This is a genomic window from Butyricimonas sp. DFI.6.44 (assembly GCF_022132345.1).
In the GTDB taxonomy this organism is placed as follows: domain Bacteria; phylum Bacteroidota; class Bacteroidia; order Bacteroidales; family Marinifilaceae; genus Butyricimonas; species Butyricimonas muris.
In genome coordinates this window covers 230,309-248,663 of record NZ_JAKNJD010000004.1, presented here as the reverse complement: position 1 = coordinate 248,663, position 18,355 = coordinate 230,309, and the positions used below count along the sequence as shown (strand labels likewise).

Below are 18,355 nucleotides of genomic sequence, written 5' to 3'. Positions count from 1 at the left end.
TTTTTAATATTCAACCAAAGGCGCACCATCCCTCTCGTTAGCGACCAACGTACCGTCATTAAAAGTAATTGCGTACTCCGGTATCGGCCATACCCAATTCCCGCTATTCTCGGAATAAGGAGCCAACCTGTAATAACCGATACGTGCCGATTGATTCACATACTCGTGTATAATCTCCTTCTCTTCCGGGAAAGTCGGGTGAACAGCGTAACGCCGCAAATCAAACCAACGGTGCCCCTCCCCACACAACTCCAAACGGCGTTCCAGCCGCACGAAATCCACCAAATCCTTCTGATTCGAGGGAATAACATCCATTGTCCCCTCCACCAAACGTTTTTCTCTCAACGCCCTCAACACCTCTACCGCCTCCTCCGTGCGTCCCAACATAATCAATGCCTCCGCTTTATTCAAATACACCTCCGGCAACCGAAGCAAAAACTCGCTCGAAACCATCGTCGAAACAACCGGCGTTAAAGGCGAATACTTCATCCAAATCCACCCGATATTCCTCACGTTATTAAACCAATGAGAATACCTCAAATCGACATCCGCATCATACCTCCCCAGCAAATCCTGTGTCAGCATATAAGTAGCTACTTGAGATTGTCCCATGAATATCGGGTTTCGGGCACTACACTTTCCCTGCGTGAATATCGTTTCCGGGGAATCCAGAAAAATAAAATCCTTCTTGAGCTCATGCTCGTTAATATCATACAAATCGTACCGTTTACTCTTCAAAACGGAATCGCACATCGCCACACAATTCTCCCAATTCTCCTCTCCCGCCATGTACAGGTACACCCGGCTCAACATAGCACGTGCCGCGTCCACATTTGCCCTTCTCTTCGTCGTTTGCGTCGTTCCCTCCAGATAAACGGCAGCACTCTTCAAATCGGAAACAATCGAAGCGTACACCTCAGCCAGCGAAGCCCGCACGTAATGCTTATCCTCGACATACTCCGTCAACTTCAACGGTACTCCGGGTTCACTCGCCGCCGTCTTGGCGGAATACGGCTTCGCGTACAAATTCACCAGATAAAAATAATCCATCCCCCTCAAGAAATAAGCTTCACCCTTCACTTTTCTATACGCCTCGCCTTCCGACGCGAAATCCTCCGCTTTAGTCATCACCACGTTAATCGCCGCCAGATATTTATAAAACGTCGACCACACCCCGTCCTTCTGCTCCACCCCGGCACCCGACACGAAAGGATTAGCCAACCAATAATGGAACCCCCAATATCCCGGCGTCGTGGGTTTTCTCACGTACTCCGTGTCATCATCCATCACGTGCAACATAGGCAAAAAATCCGACGTGTTTGAAATATAACCGCTTCCCACCAAAAGCTCGTTCAAATCATCCACGGTCTGTATATAAGTCAAATCCTGCGAGTACTCTTCCAAAAAACCGCTACAAGCGGAAAAAAGACCACCCAAGCAACACAGCCACAAAACATAAATCATCTTTCTCATAACCATACTCGATTAAAAAGTTACATTCAAACTAAACGAATACGTGGGACGCACGGACTGCGCAATTTTCGTCGAACTACCCGTTTGCGTGGAAGGATCCTGCCCTTTCAACGCCTTAGCCCCCCAAGTGTACAGGTTTGTACCCGACAAACTCACGTAAGCACTTTTCAAAAACAACCGGTTACACCATCTCGTCGGCACATTATAACGCAACGACACCGATTGTATTTTAAGATAATTCCCGCTCACGACACGAATATCCGAGTAATCATACATTTGCCAGATATTCGTCCCGAACGAATACGTTTCTTTACGCCACCAACCGTTAGACAAAGACTTCACGAACTCATCATCCGATATAATCCCCGGCACATTCGTGTACGCCTCATCCCCCGGGCTCTTCCAACGCCTTAAAAACTCCCGGCGAACGTTCTCCATCGGCTGTGGAGCCAACGTTCCGTTCTCCTTGGCAATATTCGGATACATTCTCAACAAACGCACCTTAGAACCTATACTATAACTCAAATTCAACGCCAACGCAAACCCTCTATAAGAAAATGTATTACGTACACCTCCCTGCAACTTCGGCACACGGCAACCGGAATAATCCATCACTTCCAGGAACACCTGCTCCTTCGTCATCTCAGCGTAACGACTCTTGTTCGTGATCACCTCGCCATCTTCTCCCAGCACTTCCTCTCCATTCACCGTGTAATTAACCTCTGTGCCACTGAACATCGGGCGGCCATCCGCCGGGTCCAAACCCGCGAAACGGTAAGAGAAGAAACTATTCAACGGTCGACCGGCAACTTCTACCCTTCCATTCAAATAATCCGTGTAAGTAATATTATCCTCGTCGCGCAAACTCTGCTTCTTGCCGTTATTTATAGCTTTGTTAAGCAACTTATTAATCACCTGACCGAACTGAGGATCAAAACTCCAGCGAAAACCGTTTTTCGAACCACCGCCAAACGTGTTCACCGGGATAAAATTCAACGCGAGCTCCATCCCCCGATTCGTCAACGTACCCTTGTTCACCACGTAAGCATCTATTCCGTTAACCTCCGAAACCTTCTTGCTCAAAAAAGCATCCCTCGTCTTCTTGTAATAATAAGAAACAGAACCCCGGATCTTATTTTTCAAAAAAGCAAAATCCAAAGTCGTATTCACGCTGGAAATTTTCTCCCACTTCAACAAAGGATTGGGATACTTGTAAATCGTAGAAGCGTACTCGTTAAAATACTTGTCATGCGTTCCCCGCTTTATTACAGTTTCCACCGTTTCCGAATCCAGCATATTTCCCTGATAACCGAACGAAGCCCTCAAAGCCAACGTGTTCACCCAATTGGCACGCTCCATAAACGCCTCCTTCAAATTAAGCCTCCCGGAAACCGACCATATCGGCAAAAACTTATCATTCGCGCGGGAACCAAACTTGTTCGAGGCATCCACGCGGGTATTAAAATTCAACGTATAGTAATCCTTGTAACTATACGATAATGTGAAATACCCCGAAATCATATTCGTCAACTGATCCGTACGAATCCCCTTCGCCTCTGCCGTTTGCAACCACTCCGCGTACTTCACGTACTTTTTCAAATCAATCTCCGCCATCTGCAACCCGCGTTCCTTCAAAAAACCGCGATAAGTCTGCTCCAGCCCCTTGTACTTGTTAGAAGACATTTCCCCACCTACAGCCGCCACGATCATGTGATTCCGGGCAACATCCAAATACTTGTTAAAATTCAACTGTCCCCTCAAAGTATAGGCATTCCTTCTCGTGTTCTTCTCCTGCAATTCCCCACCCACGGGCAATCTATTATAATTAAGATTCTCCGAGCCATCCGGCATATTCGACCTCAACTTCCTGCAATAATAAGTATCCTCCCCGTGCCAAATATCCTGTTCCGTGTTATTCACCGAATAAGAAAGCGTCAAGGCAAACTTCAACGGGTCCATGATACGGTACCCCAACGTTCCGGTAAAAGTCATCCCGTGAGAATCAATATCCTGCGTGCTGTTTTCCACCTCCTTCAAGATATTAAACAATTGATAATACCCCGTATTATCGCTTCCCTCCCGCACGTAATACCAGTAATCTCCCGATTCCGTGTAGGCAGGAAGAGCCCTCGTGGTATTATAAGCGTATTCCGTGACACCCACATCCGAAGGCGTGTATCTCTTCTCTCCCACGTTCCCTTTCATATCAAAATGCAAATCGAAACGATTGTAATTCACATCCACCTTCAAGCTGACCGAGTACAACTTATTCTTCTCCCTCCGCTCGGCACCCTTCATATCGCTATACCCCACGGAAGCGTAATACTTCGTCTTGTCCGTTCCGCCCGACAAACTCAGCGTGTGCTTATGCGAGAATGAATTCTGCATCAACAGATCGAACCAATCCGTGTTCACTCGCTCGTAATACCCCACGTCTTGCTGGAACTTCTCGAAAGAAATCTCCCCCCTGTAATACTTCCTGATCGCTTCCTCGTACCCGATCCAAGTCTTAATTGTCGGGTAAACCGTCTGCTTGGCAATCAACTCACGCGAGAAATCAATCCGTTCCTCGCTATTCATCACGTTCACAGCACGGTCCGTGTAATAAGGGCGACGGGTATACGTGCCGGAAAACGAATAAGACACCGAGGGCGGACCCGCCTTCCCCTTCTTCGTCGTGATCACGATCACGCCATTCCCCGCGCGGGCACCGTATATAGCCGTTGCCGAAGCATCCTTCAGCACGTCGATTTGCTCGATGTCCTCCGGATTCAAGCCGGATATGGCATTCCCCAACAGATTCACGAAATCCAAATCATTAATCTGCGAGGGATCCACGTTCACCGGATTCTCTTGCACGATCCCGTCAATCACCCACAACGGCTCCTGCGACCCCAACACGGTGGAAGTCCCCCTGACGCGCAAACGCGGTGCGGCACCAATCTGTCCCGTGTTCTGCATAAAAACCATCCCCGGCACGTACCCCTCCAGCATCTGGTCTATCGTCTGCAACCCCGGAGTAATAATATCTGCGGCCTTAATCGTGGTAACAGCGCTGGTGTTCTTTCTCGGGTCAATCGACTGGTAACCCGTTTGCACCAACACCTCCTCCAACTCAGCGACACACTCCTTCATCACCACATTGATCGTGTCATTGCCCGCGTACTTGACCTCCAAAGTTTCCATACCGATAAAAGAAAACACGATAACCGGCTTCTCCACCCACGGGAAAAACAACTTATACTTCCCATCCTTATCCGTGGCAGTACCCAAACTAATCCCCTTCACCGCCACCGTCACGCCCGGCAACGGTTTTCCATTCTCGTCCTTCACGCTTCCGCTCAAACTCCGGTTCCTCACCTCATCCCTCTTCTCCTTTTTCTTGATAACAATCGACTTCATTTCAAACTTGTACTCGAACTGTGTCCCGGCAAACAACTTCGCCATCAACTCCTCCACCGTCACATCCCTCATCTGAAGTGTCACCGTACCAAGCTCCTTCAACTGCAACGCCCCGTACACGAAATCCAACCCCGTCTGCTTGTTAATGGATTTAAACACTTCCTGTACGCCGACATCTCTCACGTCGATCGTCACCTTCTGGTGTTGCGCCATAACTCCCGTCGTAAACAACAAAAATAACAGCAATACACACCCTCTCGCGACATAAATTCCCGATTCTTCAAATTTTTTCATAACTTTGCAATTAGTTTGACATTTTGATGCAAACGCATCAATCTACTACCGGTAGTTAGCCCAATAACTACCGGTTTTATTTTTATCACGTACCCACGGTCACGACATTTCCATTCAACTGAAAGCGCACGACAGCCGTTTCCCCGATCAAATGCAACACGTTACTCACCTCCGTGTAACGGGTAATCACCCCCGTGAACGTCTGCTTCTTCACCCGTTCGTCAGCATAAAGAACTTTTACGCCATACCAGTTACTCAAACGCTTCATAATCTCCTCGATAGGCTCATCCTCAAACACGAATTTACCCTCCTTCCACGCCGTGTACACGTACGGGTCAACCTTCCTCACTTTTACAGACCGCGACACCTCGAAAAACTCCGCCATATCATTCGGGCTCAACACCACCTCTTTGCCCGACTCCATAACCCGTATTCCCACCTTACCGTCAACCAACACGGTTCGTACCACGTCCGTCCCGTAATTATTCACGTTAAACCGCGTGCCGTAAACCGTCACCTCCACCCCATTCGCCACCACCACGAACGGACGCTCCGGATCATGCGCCACCTCGAAATAAGCTTCCCCGCTCAAATGCACCTCACGACAATCCTCCTTGAATATCTCCGGGTAACGCAGTCGTGTCAACGCGTTCAACCACACTCGGGACCCGTCGGACAACACCACTTGATACTCACCCCCGACCGGAGTCGTCAACGTATTATACCGCTCCTCACTCGCGCACTCCCCCTCGCCCAACTCGTAAGCGATACTCTCTCCCGAACCAACAACACGCACTTGACCAGCCAATTGAATATCCACATCCCGATTCGGAGGCAAGGCTATCGTATCCCCGCCCGCGATAGTCAATATCGCTTGACGGGTACCCGGATACACCGGTTCCTCGTTCAAAAGCACCCGCGTATCCTCCCGCGCAAACTCGTACCACGACAAATAAACAGCTATCAAAACAGGAATAACTATAACGGCAGCATACTTGTACCACCCCTCTTTCCAAACCAAACGCCTCTCTTTTCTCACGGGCTGTTGACGCATGAAATTCCGAAAACGCTCCAACTCCACCCGTTTCCGTTCCGGGGTAACACTCGGACCATTCACCAGATTCCAGACCTTCCGCAACTGTCGGAAATACACCCTATTGCCGGACTCCTTCACCCACTCCGCCACACGGTGAATCTCCCCGGGAGAAGCCTTCCCGTCAAGCACTCGCCATATCAATTCATCCATCTCGTTTGCCATAGTATTTTCCTTTATACCTATATGACAACTCTGAAAAGGATAACCCCTACGCCCGAATCAAAAATTTGTAACAAAAATAACACAAAGTAACCATTCCAAATCCTTCCGCAAACGGGACAAAGCTTTAGTCATCTGTGCTTCAACCGTTTTCACGGAAACATTCAACTTCTCCGCGATCTCCTTATTAGACAATTCCTCCATTTTACTCAAGACAAATACCTCCCGGCAACGCTCAGGCAACCGTTCTACAGCCTCTTCAAGCACCTTTCTTATATCCTGTTCCAGCAATTCCAGCTCTACCTCCGGTCGCTGAACAACCTCCTCGAAATAAAAATCCAACATCTCACGGTCGATATAATTACGGACAACCTTTTGATGTTTAATCGCATTCAAACAACTATTATACACGGACTTATACAAATACGACTTAATCGACAATCGCACATCCAACACCTTCCTATCCTCGTAAAGTTTACAAAACGTGCTCTGCACCAAATCATTTGCCAACTCCACCTCCTTCACGATACGCCCGGCATAATTCACCAAACCGTCATAATAATTATCAAAAAGATACACGAATGCCCTTTCCTCACCACTCCGCAAGGACTTCACCAACACATCACTATCTTGAAAATCATCCATCTTACGACATCTTTACGAGCCACCACATCCTGTTCAACTCCGGCACACGCCCAACGTCCCCGACGCCTTCTTCCCGTCGGCACTCACGGCAAAACCGTACACCACCAACTTCCCCGCGTCCCAATCTCTCGGCAACTCCCACGCCATATCCCCACTCACACCCCTCGTCCCCAACTCCACCTTCCTACACCTCCGCAAGCCACTTTCATATACCACCCCGTACAAACGGTCATCCTTGAACATATAAGGCATCAACGGTTGCTTCTCCCAATGAAACATCACCCGCCGCATATCCCCGTCAACCTCCGCCTGTATCGACGGCAACGCCAACTCCCCGGCAGAAAGCGAAAGGGACAACAAATCGAACGTCACATTCAAATCATCATCAACCTCCACTTTTTTGATATTCTCTTTCAAGAAACCATTCAAACACACCTTCCTTGACGAAGTACAAAACCCCAAGGGCAACACCCCCACAATCCCCCGCCTAAGCCGGGCAACCTCTTTCATCCGCAAACGCTGCTTTAACTGAGCCAAAGACTTCGCATCCCGCACGACGAAAGTCTTTGCCCTTGCCACCTGCTTGTCACCCAATTTATACGCGGTCACGTTTCCCACGGACCCTGACAAATCTCGAAAAATAGTCGAATCGAATATAGCCATAACCGTTTCTTTTTAAGATTTACTAATACTAAAATACCGGCACGGGGAATAACGCCTCTCCGTTTCCGAAGCGAAAAAACAATATAAATGTACCGTTTTCCACGTACCCTCGGGCAAATTCACGACTCCCGCACCGTCACCCCTGCACGACCTATCCATCTCCAACACCACCGGACTATACGGTTCATCGTCAAAGATCGCGGCTACCAGCAACCGATCTGTCGCCTGTGCCGTCACCGAACCGGAATTATCTATCCAACTAAACAAAGCGTACGTTTCGTCCCCCTCGATCATTTTCATCTCGAAAGGCAATTGCAAACTCCCTGCCGTCAATTCCAATCTCGAGTAATCAATATAATGCTCTTTCCCGAACACGTTCATATTAGCGTGCAAAAACCAATGATAACCGGAACGCCGCTCTTCCTCGCGAGCGGCAACATCAAGCACATCTTTCAACATACCATCCCGCATCGCACGATACATCGTCTGTGCCCCCGGCAACTTCGCCCGCTGCATCGTCTGCCCGTCCGTACGAGGGTTAGACACATTCTCCGCCAATTTCCGCATATACGTCTTCTTCCCCACCCGATAAATCACGTAGCCATCAAGTTTCCCTGACGCCCCACTCAATAAAGAATCATTTAATGTAGCCATACCTTCCTTGTTTTACTTACACCATACATACCTACTTATCGGTCAAATCATAAGAAAATCCTATCATTCACCGTTATCTATAACAAATATCCGATAGGACAAATATATAATAAAATCCATCTAAATGCAAATAAAATACAATAAATATTTTATTAAAATAGACTTTAAATGGGAGTGGAATGGGAAGTGAATAGGAGCGAATACCTAGAAAATAACTATAATATTACAGTAATATACCCTATTGAAGTATGTCTTTTATATTATTTTATACAATAAACTATAATTACCGGAAACCACACCCAGTAATCGATATTTATGCATATCTATCACCACAAACTTCCATTTCTTTTACAAATGGAATACCCACCCTACCGTTATTTTCTACCTATCGGCAACTCTTTTCACGATATACCATATCTATAACATGCCTATAACGTTCTTCTTGGCTATCTTCGCCGGAGCCTTAATCTTCGGGCACACAAGAATTCAGCTAGGATTCGGTCATGTTATCGCTCTACACGTGTTATGGAATCTGGTAACTTCCCTTCGCCTTTGGATAAGTTAATTTCGCGAAGGTTGTTTTCGATAGCCTTTATTCTCCATAATACATTGAAAAAAAACATCACGAACCTTGCAACCGATACTCCGATGGGGTACACCCCACCCGCTTTTTGAAAACACGCACGAAATGCTGCGGGTACTGGAATCCCAGTTCGTAAGCGATCTGGCTAATCGTTTTAGCCGGGTTAAGCACTTTTTCTTTGGCGACACCTATCAATTTCAACTGGATATATTCCTGTGCCGATTTCCCCGTTTCCTTTTTAATCAAATCCCCGAAGTAATTGGGTGACAAGCATATTTTATCTGCAAAATATTTCACGGAAGGCAATCCTTCCGTCTGTACCTGATTTTGGAAATACTCGTTTATCAGATTCTCGAACCTCGTGAGCGTATCCTTGTTCACGCTCTCGCGAGTGATAAACTGCCGCTCGTAGAAACGGGTACAGTAATCAAGCAATAACTCGATATTCGTGACAATAAGCCGTTTACTATGCTTATCAATCGAGTGCTCCAATTCCATCAATATCTTATTCAGACAGTCGAGCACGATTCCCCTCTCCCGCTCCGAAAGGTGCAAAGCCTCGTTCGACTCGTAAGAGAAAAAAGAGTAATTCTTGATATCCCGCGCCAATGACGTACCCCGAATCAAATCGGGATGAAACACCAATCCCCGCCCCTTCGGCTGATAGACTTCGCCCGTGTCCTCGAAACCGACCACCTGTCCCGGGGCGATACAAACTACCGTCCCTTCTTGGTAATCGTAATAATTACGCCCGTAACGCATATCCCCGCACTTGACTTCCTTCAAGAAGAGAGCGTAAAGACCAAAATTCATCCGGCAATACCTTCTCTCTTTTGATTTCGAAAGATCGACAACACTCACGAGAGGGTGCAACGTTTCCTGATTGTACAGCTTATTGTACTGGTCTATTGTTTCAATATTCAATATCTCGTCCATGGGTTCTACTATTATATGTCTGATACAAAGTTAAAAATTTTCTTCATGAATTTATTCCCGACCTGTAAAATGGGTACAAACATCCGTAATCCATATACCATCCTGTCGCACGAGGTGAAATATCTTTGTAATAAAGAAACCGGATAGAATTAAACTGAAATCTTAACCTAAAACAAAATACACATGAGAAAGAATTTCGTTTTAATAATGATTTGCATGGTCATGACATTTACAAATTCATGCAAGAATGGCACTTACAGTAAAAATAATAATCAAAACAAATTAACGATGGAAGCATCTACAAAGAAAACGGAGCCGGTGCTGGGTTTAGGCACACCCGTTACGGCAAATTTCACCGGGGAAGCTTGGTTGCAATACCTATCCGGTCAACCGGAGTACGAGTGTAACGTGTACAATGTCACTTTTGCCCCGGGAACACGCAATTACTGGCACTCGCACACGATAGGTCAGATTTTGCTTTGCACGGAAGGCATCGGTTACTACCAAGAAAAAGGTAAACCGGCACGACGCTTACAACCCGGCGACGTGGTGAATATCCCCGCCAACACGATTCACTGGCATGGAGCCGCCCCGGACAGCCGCTTCACGCATATCGGAATTACGCCCAGAGTCAGCGAGAACAACACGGAATGGATGGGCGAAGTGACTGACGAGGAATACTCGGAAGCGGTTTCTACTTTCGCGCAACAAACGCCTAAAAATGGAAAAGATACGGATAGAATCGAGTTATGCAAAAAGAATTATACCACCTTGTTCGGCGGAGAAGCATTAACCGGACAAGGTTCGGATCCGGAAATGATGGATATTCTCCAGAAGTTCATCTTCGGGGATATTTTCCGCACCGGTAATCTGGATATGAAAACACGTGAGATGATCACCTGCATTACATTAACCGCGATGCAGACGTTGCCACAACTGAAAGCCCACGCCGGGGCAGCCTTGAACGCGGGAGTTACTCCCGTTGAATTGCGGGAATTAGTTTACTTGTGCGCCCCGTTTATCGGTTTCCCGAAAACACTGAACGCACTTGGCACGATCAACGAGGTATTCAAAGAACGTGGTATCGCCCTACCGTTGGAATCCCAAGAAACCGTGAAAGAGGAAGAACGATTCGAGAAAGGGAAAGAAATCCAACACGCGCTCTACGGCGAAAAAATGAAAGAAGCGTTGAAAACTCTCCCCGCCGGAATGAATGACACTCTTCCCCGCCTCCTCACGGAAATGTGTTTCGGCGACTTTTACACCCGGAGCGGGCTGGATATTAAAACTCGTGAATTATTATCCCTCTGCATCTTGGCAACCCTCGGTGCAGAACGGCAAATCGAATCGCACGCGCAAGGCAACCTTAAAGCGGGAAACAACAAGGAAACCCTCATCGCTGCCATGATTCAATGCCTGCCATATATCGGTTTTCCTCTGGCATTGAATGCGATACATATTATTAAGGATATAGAATAAGTAAATACAACTTAATAAATCCCATTACTTTTTCGGGAAGTAATGGGATTTTTATTTAAAATCGAATAAACACTGATACAGTTTACATAGATTATTTCAATTCCAAAGCCCGTCTTATCTTAAACAACAAATAATCATAGTGTTGACGAGTAGCCCCGGAACTAGATTGTATTCTCGTTTTCAATAACTGTTGAATATCCAACAACATTTTGTAATAAATATGGGCAACAGGATAATTATTCTGTTGAATCATGGGTATCGGACTGAAACCACTTTGCTGCATTTTTGCCCTGTCACGAACCATTTGTTCCAAAACAGTCTTACAGTAACGTGCGGCTAAATTATTTCTTTCAGGAGTAACTAACGCAACCTGACCGACTGGTTCGAAAGATGATACGGAAGCATCTACCGCAGAAGTTTGTATAACGCTTGTCAAAAAAGCTCTTTGCACATCCATTTCATTCCTAGTCAGTTTTTGGTTCTTTAAAGTTTTTCCCCAGACCCATTGATAAAGATCACAGATATATTCCCGAATCGAATAAGCCTCTTTAGATTTTTCCGTACACAAGGCAACCGGTTTAATTCGAGCAAACAAACTGGACACGACCAACTGTCGCATTAAATCTCCCCGACTGTCTTGAATTTCTAATTCATTCATCAATATATTATCGTCAAGCCAAGAGAATTCATTTGTCAATTGAAGTAAACATTTTACCGCGGCACGCTGTTTCTCGCGAGGAATAACTTCGTAAGAAGGCTTATCATCACCATTTCTCACATCCCGGAGATAAATACCACCGATAATATTAGCCACATCCTGTATTCTACCTGTTAGCAGACCGTCCAGATACTGGGACAGTTCTGCCCGCATCTGTAAGTTCTCGTCATTTTCCGCATACCATTCATTCAAGTGTTGAACAGCTATTTTCGCATTCTTCAGCAAATACCCCAACGCTTTTACTTGATCATCCCCCAAATCTCCTCGCGCCACGGAAGGATCATAAACAGGATATCCTATCTGCTTGCTACCGAATCGACAGTAAGGTTGTTGTTGGCTCTCTTTAATCCATCGGTCAAGTGTCGTGAGTTCCTCTTGGAAATCTTGTACCCCGTAGATAGGCTCATACAGCCATTTTATGGCAAAAAAATCATATACTCCTAAACCTTTAGGCTCCAAAAGAACGCCTTTTTGCACATCTTCCGGCTGAGCGATATAATTATAAACCAGATCATCCATTATCGAAGGACTCAACCCGTATTCCTTTGTAAACGAAGCCGAACGCAATGAATCCACCGGATACGCGTAGGATGCACCCAAGTTCTCCGCCAACCCCAAACATTTTCCAACAGCTTGCATCACATGCATCTTCATCATATTACCGACTTCCGAATCAGGCAAACAGACATGCCTCACGGAGGAATCCGCCGTCATGGTTGCCACCATACGATTTTTTATCATCGCATAAATCAAATTCTGGTGTATATAGATCGACGCATTCAAAATTTCCCCGCTTCTCGGATCTTCATGTAATGAAGTCTGTATATTCGTCATCCATAATACTGACGGGGAAAAACGTATCGTGGAAAACCGAATGTCATTAGCATCAAAAGTCGTATCCTTCACGGGAAAATCCTTCACTCGAACAACATTTTTAAACCCGATTCTTTCAAAAGCCTGATTCCAAGCCTCAACACCAGCCCTGACATAAGGTTTCCAAAATTCAGGCATCAGAGAGTCCAAGTAAAAGACAATCGGCTGACGGGGTTCCACTATCTTCCCCTGTTTATAATCGCTTTCACTCACTGGTTCTATTCTCCAACGCTTGGCAAGGTAAATTTGCTTTGCCCCGTCCTTCGAATCCGAAAAATTCATTTTCCTTTCGGGTAACACACCTATTCTGGGATCTGCCAAACGAGGACGCATCATATTTTCCGGCAACAGGGTCAGCATCTTGTTCACTGTTACCGTTACGGGTACATCTTTATCTTTCAAAAACGCACCGAATATTAAACGGTCGACATTATAACTCAATTCACATTTTACATTTATGTTCCATGCCTTAGCATCAATATCTTTCAAAAACGAACGTTCCGCCCTGTAATTATGAATTCTGGATACAAAACCGAACAATGAATTTCCAGAAAAACCGGAAAACGGATTGGTATTGTAAGAACTTTCCAGAAAGAGAGGTGTCATATCTATTAAATAGGATGAATCTGTCGGGTTTATCGCTTCTATTTTAAAACTTGTGTACACACCACCACAATTTGATTTTTGCAGCAAATCTGTCAAGTCCCGATTATCACCCGTGTCAAAGGGAAGATTTCTAATCATATTTGCCTGTATCACTGAATCCTGCTTGATAAACCGGAAAACAATTCCCGCACCGGCAAATTGCCCGACAACACCTTCTCCATTATCACTGGTATTTTCAATGGAAGAAGCAAACAACATATCTTTTCCTAAATAAACAGAGGGGAACTCCACGTACACTTTTCCATTTATCCGGTGTACTTTCATCCATCCTTCTTTGGTCACTTTTTTCTTACCTTCAAAAAACTTCTGATAAGGGGTCTTTATTTCCGTTTTTTGTCGGTCTTCTTCTTTCTTTTGTTTCGCGGCAACAGGCATACCCCATCCGCACAACAAGAAAACAAGTATATTAAAATATAGAATCTTTTTCATATCTCATTTCACATTTTCAGGACTTACTATTTCAACGCTTTTTCAATCTTATACAAGAGTAAACGATAGTGCTCACGAGTATCTGAAGACCCAGTGTTCGCCTTTTCTTTCAATAAACGTTGTATGTCTTTCAATAAAGAGAAATAAAAATGCTCCATAGGCTTACCTTTCTGTTGCGCCGCTACAAAGAAACCGAATCCGGCTTTTTCCCGGGGTGTCATATTATCTGTACAAATCGGAACAACCTGCTCCACTTGATTCGTGAAACGCCCTAGAATAGAGGGAGGCAATATTCCGAAATACGAACGACTTCTTTCCTTGATTACCTCCGGTATAGCAACCTGACATTGATTCGCGGTAAAAGCTAAAGCACCCATTGATTCTTCGTTCAGTCCCTTCTGTACACCTGCATTTCCAAACACATGAGTCAAGAATTTAATCTGCCACGATTTTTCGGTTTCTGTTAATGTTTTTCCTTTTCGGGTTGATTCCCAGACGAAACGAGAAAAATCTTCCATAAATTCTTCTTCCGTGTAAGGATTACTTTTTGTTTTTTCGGCACATAGATTTAAAGCAAAAGGACAGTTCATCAATGATTCAAACAATTCATTTTCAATTAAATTCGACATATTCCCCGATAACGCAAACCCCTCTTTAAACTGCTCGCCATTCAGCCATGAAAGATCTTTCATCTCCTGCAACAAGAAGTGCAATGCTTGTTTTTGCCTCTCTTTGGGTACAGGCTGGTAACTCGGGCGTTTGTCACTTGCATAGCGTTCATTCAAATAGATACCCCCGATATTACTTAACACGTGATTCACGTACCGCAAGTATTGGTATAAAACCTCATTATACATTCTTGCCCGGAAAGAGTAATCAAAGTCTTTCTTTCCTACCCATTCATTGAGATGCTCCAACACGTATTTCAAATTTCTCACCCCGTATTCTGCCGATTTCACGGCATTATCTCCCAAGTCCTCTTCCATGGAACTGGGATCAATGTGCACATCAAGCTGCTGTTTTCCATACCGATAAATAGGATCTCCGGACTTTTCACTGATCCAAGCCGACAAGACCGGTACTTCTTCTTCCGGAGTCCGCATATCTAAAAAAGGAGTATACAGCCATTTAATTGAAAAATAATCATAGATTCCCAATTCCGGAGGAGTCAAGCGTACCCCTCGTTCTTTATCTCCCGGTTGGGCGATATAATTATTGCGCGCATAATCCATAATAGAATACGTTGTTCCATACTTTTGGGTGAAAGCCGGGGAACGTAAAGAATCTGTCGGGATAGCTGAAGAACCAGCCATATTATGCATTAAAGACAAACAATGACCGACTTCATGACTCACCACGTAACGAATACATTCTCCTAGCATATCATCCCCCAATTTCATCTTCCTCACCTCCGGATCTGCCGGAGAAGTTTGTAAAAAACGCCAGTCTTGCACCAACTGTATGAGGTTATGATATAAATAGACAGAAGCATTTAATATTTCTCCACTCCTCGGATCTGTCCAAGAAGGTCCCATAGCGTTCGCTACTTGAGAAGGAGAATAACGAACACAAGAATATTTCAGATTATCAGGATCAAACTCCAGATCATCCGTGGGAAAATCTCTCGTAACAATAGCATTCTTGAAACCTATTTTTTCAAAAGCCAGATTCCATTTTTCAATTCCTTCTTTAATGTAAGGTTTCCAACTTGCCGGAAACGCATTATCTATGTAGAAGATAATAGGTTTACGAGGCTCGACTAATTCACCATTACGAAATTTTTCCTCGTCTTTAGGTTCCAACCGCCAACGATTGGCATAATAAATTCTTTTTACCCCATTCCCCTCGTTACGGAATAAAGTTTTCATTGTCACGAATATATTGATTCTAGGATCCGCCAGTCTAGGTTTCATCGGTTCATCCGGCAACAAAATCAAACTACGATTCATCAGTGCCGTGAAAGGTTGCTTATAGACATAATAATATCGCTCATCCCTGACATTCACGGTATACACCATAGAAGACTGCACACTAATATTATCAGAAAAAGCCTTGATTGTTGCAATTCGAGAATCTCCGGCTTTAAATTCTTTCTCTATCCAAGCTCTACCATACCCGGTGATAGGACTATATGGATTAAAAGGTCCCATATTATCGATATCATCCAAGAAAAAACTTGTAACGTCTATCACAATTGCCGTACTATCCGGAGTATAGGCTTTTACTTCGAAATTTCTCAAAATAGCAGGAACTTTGCTTTCCCGAATCCTCTCGATTATATTTTCATCCCGGGAAACAAAATCAGACGTAACCAAACGCAGGCTAACCATCGAATCTGCCTTCGTGAACACTACATGTAGAGGGTCATACGGCTTTTCTCCCACGATAGAAAAACGATTATCCGTAATCTCACTTACCGTCGAGCCAAGCAGCATCTCACGCCCCAACAAACTCAATGGTAATTCGAAATATACCTTTCCATCCATTTTATGAATCGTAAGCATTCCTTTTACCGATTCACAAGCTTTATCTTTAAATAATTCTTCATATTTAGAGTCTTTCTTCTCTAACTTCACCTCCTGACTCGCTTTTTTCTTATCTTTTTTACGAGCATCCACTGTAGTGGCAATACATAACATTGCCAGCAAAACAAAAATGATTTTAAATCTCATAGCAGTGATCTTGAAACAATTACATATATGTAAAAAAACACGTGTTCTCTAATATCAGGACAGGTTGTCTTCCCTGTCCTGATAACACCTATCTCATTTTTTATAAAATTCTACTTACACAAACAATCCACGACTTTCCCCGCCACCTTCGTATGATATATCGGTTCCGGAATTTGTCCGCTCATAAATACATCTTCCGACACATCCAACAAATAAAACTCGCCATTATCCAAACCTATACCCACCGCAGAGTCTTTATTTATATAATCCGATTCGATACAAGTGATATTCCCGGAAAAATCAGTTTTGTAAGGATATGCTATATTCGTGTTCAAATCATAATAATACAAGGCTGAACCCGTAGCAATAAATAAATAAGGTCTGGATCTCAAACGATGAAATTTTGTATTTTCATTTACCTTGTCACTTGCGGTAAATTCACTCATGGATAAAGCCGTGCATACATCATCGCCAGTGTCATAAGAAAAAGAGTAAGCAAAAATTTTCCCCTCCTCGTTTTTCAATAAAGCGAACACTCCCGTTTCATAATAACTGGTGTTGAACAACTGGGAATATAAATTCTCGTAGCCTGTCAGCTTGTTCGGTGTAGGAATATTAGGAGGCAATACAACCGGAGGATTCAATACACTGGGCGTACCCGCGTAATAATAAGCTGCCGCATAAATCGTCATAAAACGTTGGGTTGCCCGATCATATATAATAATATTATACATAGTCTGGATCGGATGATCAGTCAAAACATATTGAATATCCAATATCCGATTGTTATACTTCATTGGTATATCCACAAACATACTATAATTCAGTTTATCATTATTATAAGTTCGGGTGTACATATCCCCTTTGTCACCTACAACAACAGCAGCATTAGCCGAGAATCCCATAGTAACAGGTTTCAAGCCATCGGGTTCCTCGCCGGAAGCGAATTCCGATGCAAGTGTTTTTGTTTTCTCCAAATTCTTCGGATTCAAGGAAACCGAACCCTCCGGACCATATTGTAGCACACGCAATTCCTTGTTTTCATTCCAAGACATTCCCTTTGTATTCAAGAATAAGCGATAAGGTTGTGTACCCAAATCTTCACCATAAAGCGTCGTGTACAATTTCTGGTCTGTGACATACTCGTCATTCCTCAAGCGTATCATATTGAGTCGAGATTTCCCTCCATCATCGGATAAAACTATCCATCCTTTCTCGTAAGGACTTTGATAGGAAACAGAAACCGACTGATACCATTTCTTACCCGTGGTTGTGTCCGTTGCTATCACAATTCCAGACACACTACCCGTTTCACCTTGAAACACATAATTCATGTTCCGCTCCGTACACACAACACCATACTTCTCAAAACAATACTCAAATTTATAAATTGTCGTATCAACCTCCTTATTGGCATATTTAATTATCGGAACAAATATTGCAGGCTCACCGTAAAACGGTGTTACCGTATAAGATTTAAATGATATTGTGATATCGTTAACGCCCAATTCCTTGTAATCGTAATTGCCTTTGTCATCATAACAAGATGAAAAACCGAAAACGGCAATTAATATTCCATAAAGTAATTTATTTATTCTCATCGTTTTCTCATT

General features: G+C 44.3%; 12 protein-coding genes. 2 read left to right on the top strand and 10 right to left on the bottom strand.

The features are described from left to right. Nucleotides 1-3: 3 nt before the first annotated feature. The 6 genes from L0M98_RS07555 to L0M98_RS07530 all read right to left on the bottom strand — a co-directional run bounded on the left by L0M98_RS07555 (nt 4) and on the right by L0M98_RS07530 (nt 8,386). Nucleotides 4-1,473, bottom strand: a complete 1,470-nt coding sequence (locus tag L0M98_RS07555; RefSeq protein WP_227215339.1) for a RagB/SusD family nutrient uptake outer membrane protein — start codon at nt 1,471-1,473, stop codon at nt 4-6. Nucleotides 1,474-1,485: 12 nt separating this feature from the next. Continuing rightward, nucleotides 1,486-5,169, bottom strand: a complete 3,684-nt coding sequence (locus tag L0M98_RS07550) for a SusC/RagA family TonB-linked outer membrane protein (RefSeq protein WP_227215340.1) — start codon at nt 5,167-5,169, stop codon at nt 1,486-1,488. Between the two features lie 85 nt (nt 5,170-5,254). Further along, the gene (locus L0M98_RS07545) at nt 5,255-6,427 is read right to left on the bottom strand and encodes a FecR family protein (RefSeq protein WP_227215341.1); all 1,173 of its coding nucleotides are present in this window, start codon (nt 6,425-6,427) and stop codon (nt 5,255-5,257) included. Between the two features lie 57 nt (nt 6,428-6,484). Beyond that, nucleotides 6,485-7,069: an RNA polymerase sigma-70 factor gene (locus L0M98_RS07540; protein WP_227215342.1), complete on the bottom strand. Its 585-nt coding sequence runs from the start codon at nt 7,067-7,069 to the stop codon at nt 6,485-6,487. A 33-nt stretch (nt 7,070-7,102) separates the two neighbouring features. Further along, nucleotides 7,103-7,732: a hypothetical protein gene (locus L0M98_RS07535; RefSeq protein ID WP_227215343.1), complete on the bottom strand. Its 630-nt coding sequence runs from the start codon at nt 7,730-7,732 to the stop codon at nt 7,103-7,105. A 12-nt stretch (nt 7,733-7,744) separates the two neighbouring features. Beyond that, nucleotides 7,745-8,386 (bottom strand): DUF6266 family protein, encoded by a 642-nt coding sequence (locus L0M98_RS07530; RefSeq protein WP_186977707.1) that lies wholly within the window; start codon nt 8,384-8,386, stop codon nt 7,745-7,747. 319 nt (nt 8,387-8,705) lie between these two features. Between L0M98_RS07530 and L0M98_RS22670 the strand changes: the two genes are divergently transcribed. Next, a complete protein-coding gene (locus L0M98_RS22670) occupies nt 8,706-8,951 on the top strand; it encodes a CPBP family glutamic-type intramembrane protease (RefSeq protein WP_370645619.1) in 246 nt (81 codons plus the stop codon). A gap of 57 nt (nt 8,952-9,008) precedes the next feature. Here L0M98_RS22670 and L0M98_RS07525 read toward each other — a convergent pair whose 3' ends face one another. Continuing rightward, a complete protein-coding gene (locus tag L0M98_RS07525; protein ID WP_227215344.1) occupies nt 9,009-9,905 on the bottom strand; it encodes a helix-turn-helix domain-containing protein in 897 nt (298 codons plus the stop codon). Between the two features lie 183 nt (nt 9,906-10,088). Between L0M98_RS07525 and L0M98_RS07520 the strand changes: the two genes are divergently transcribed. Beyond that, nucleotides 10,089-11,384: a cupin domain-containing carboxymuconolactone decarboxylase family protein gene (locus L0M98_RS07520; RefSeq protein WP_227215345.1), complete on the top strand. Its 1,296-nt coding sequence runs from the start codon at nt 10,089-10,091 to the stop codon at nt 11,382-11,384. 91 nt (nt 11,385-11,475) lie between these two features. On the opposite strand, the gene L0M98_RS07515 is transcribed toward L0M98_RS07520, so the two are convergent. From L0M98_RS07515 to L0M98_RS07505, 3 genes are all read right to left on the bottom strand, one after another. Next, nucleotides 11,476-14,070 (bottom strand): zinc-dependent metalloprotease, encoded by a 2,595-nt coding sequence (locus tag L0M98_RS07515; protein ID WP_227215346.1) that lies wholly within the window; start codon nt 14,068-14,070, stop codon nt 11,476-11,478. 26 nt (nt 14,071-14,096) lie between these two features. Then, nucleotides 14,097-16,742, bottom strand: a complete 2,646-nt coding sequence (locus L0M98_RS07510) for a zinc-dependent metalloprotease (protein ID WP_227215347.1) — start codon at nt 16,740-16,742, stop codon at nt 14,097-14,099. Between the two features lie 110 nt (nt 16,743-16,852). After that, nucleotides 16,853-18,343, bottom strand: a complete 1,491-nt coding sequence (locus L0M98_RS07505) for a PKD-like family lipoprotein (protein ID WP_227215348.1) — start codon at nt 18,341-18,343, stop codon at nt 16,853-16,855. Nucleotides 18,344-18,355: the final 12 nt, after the last annotated feature.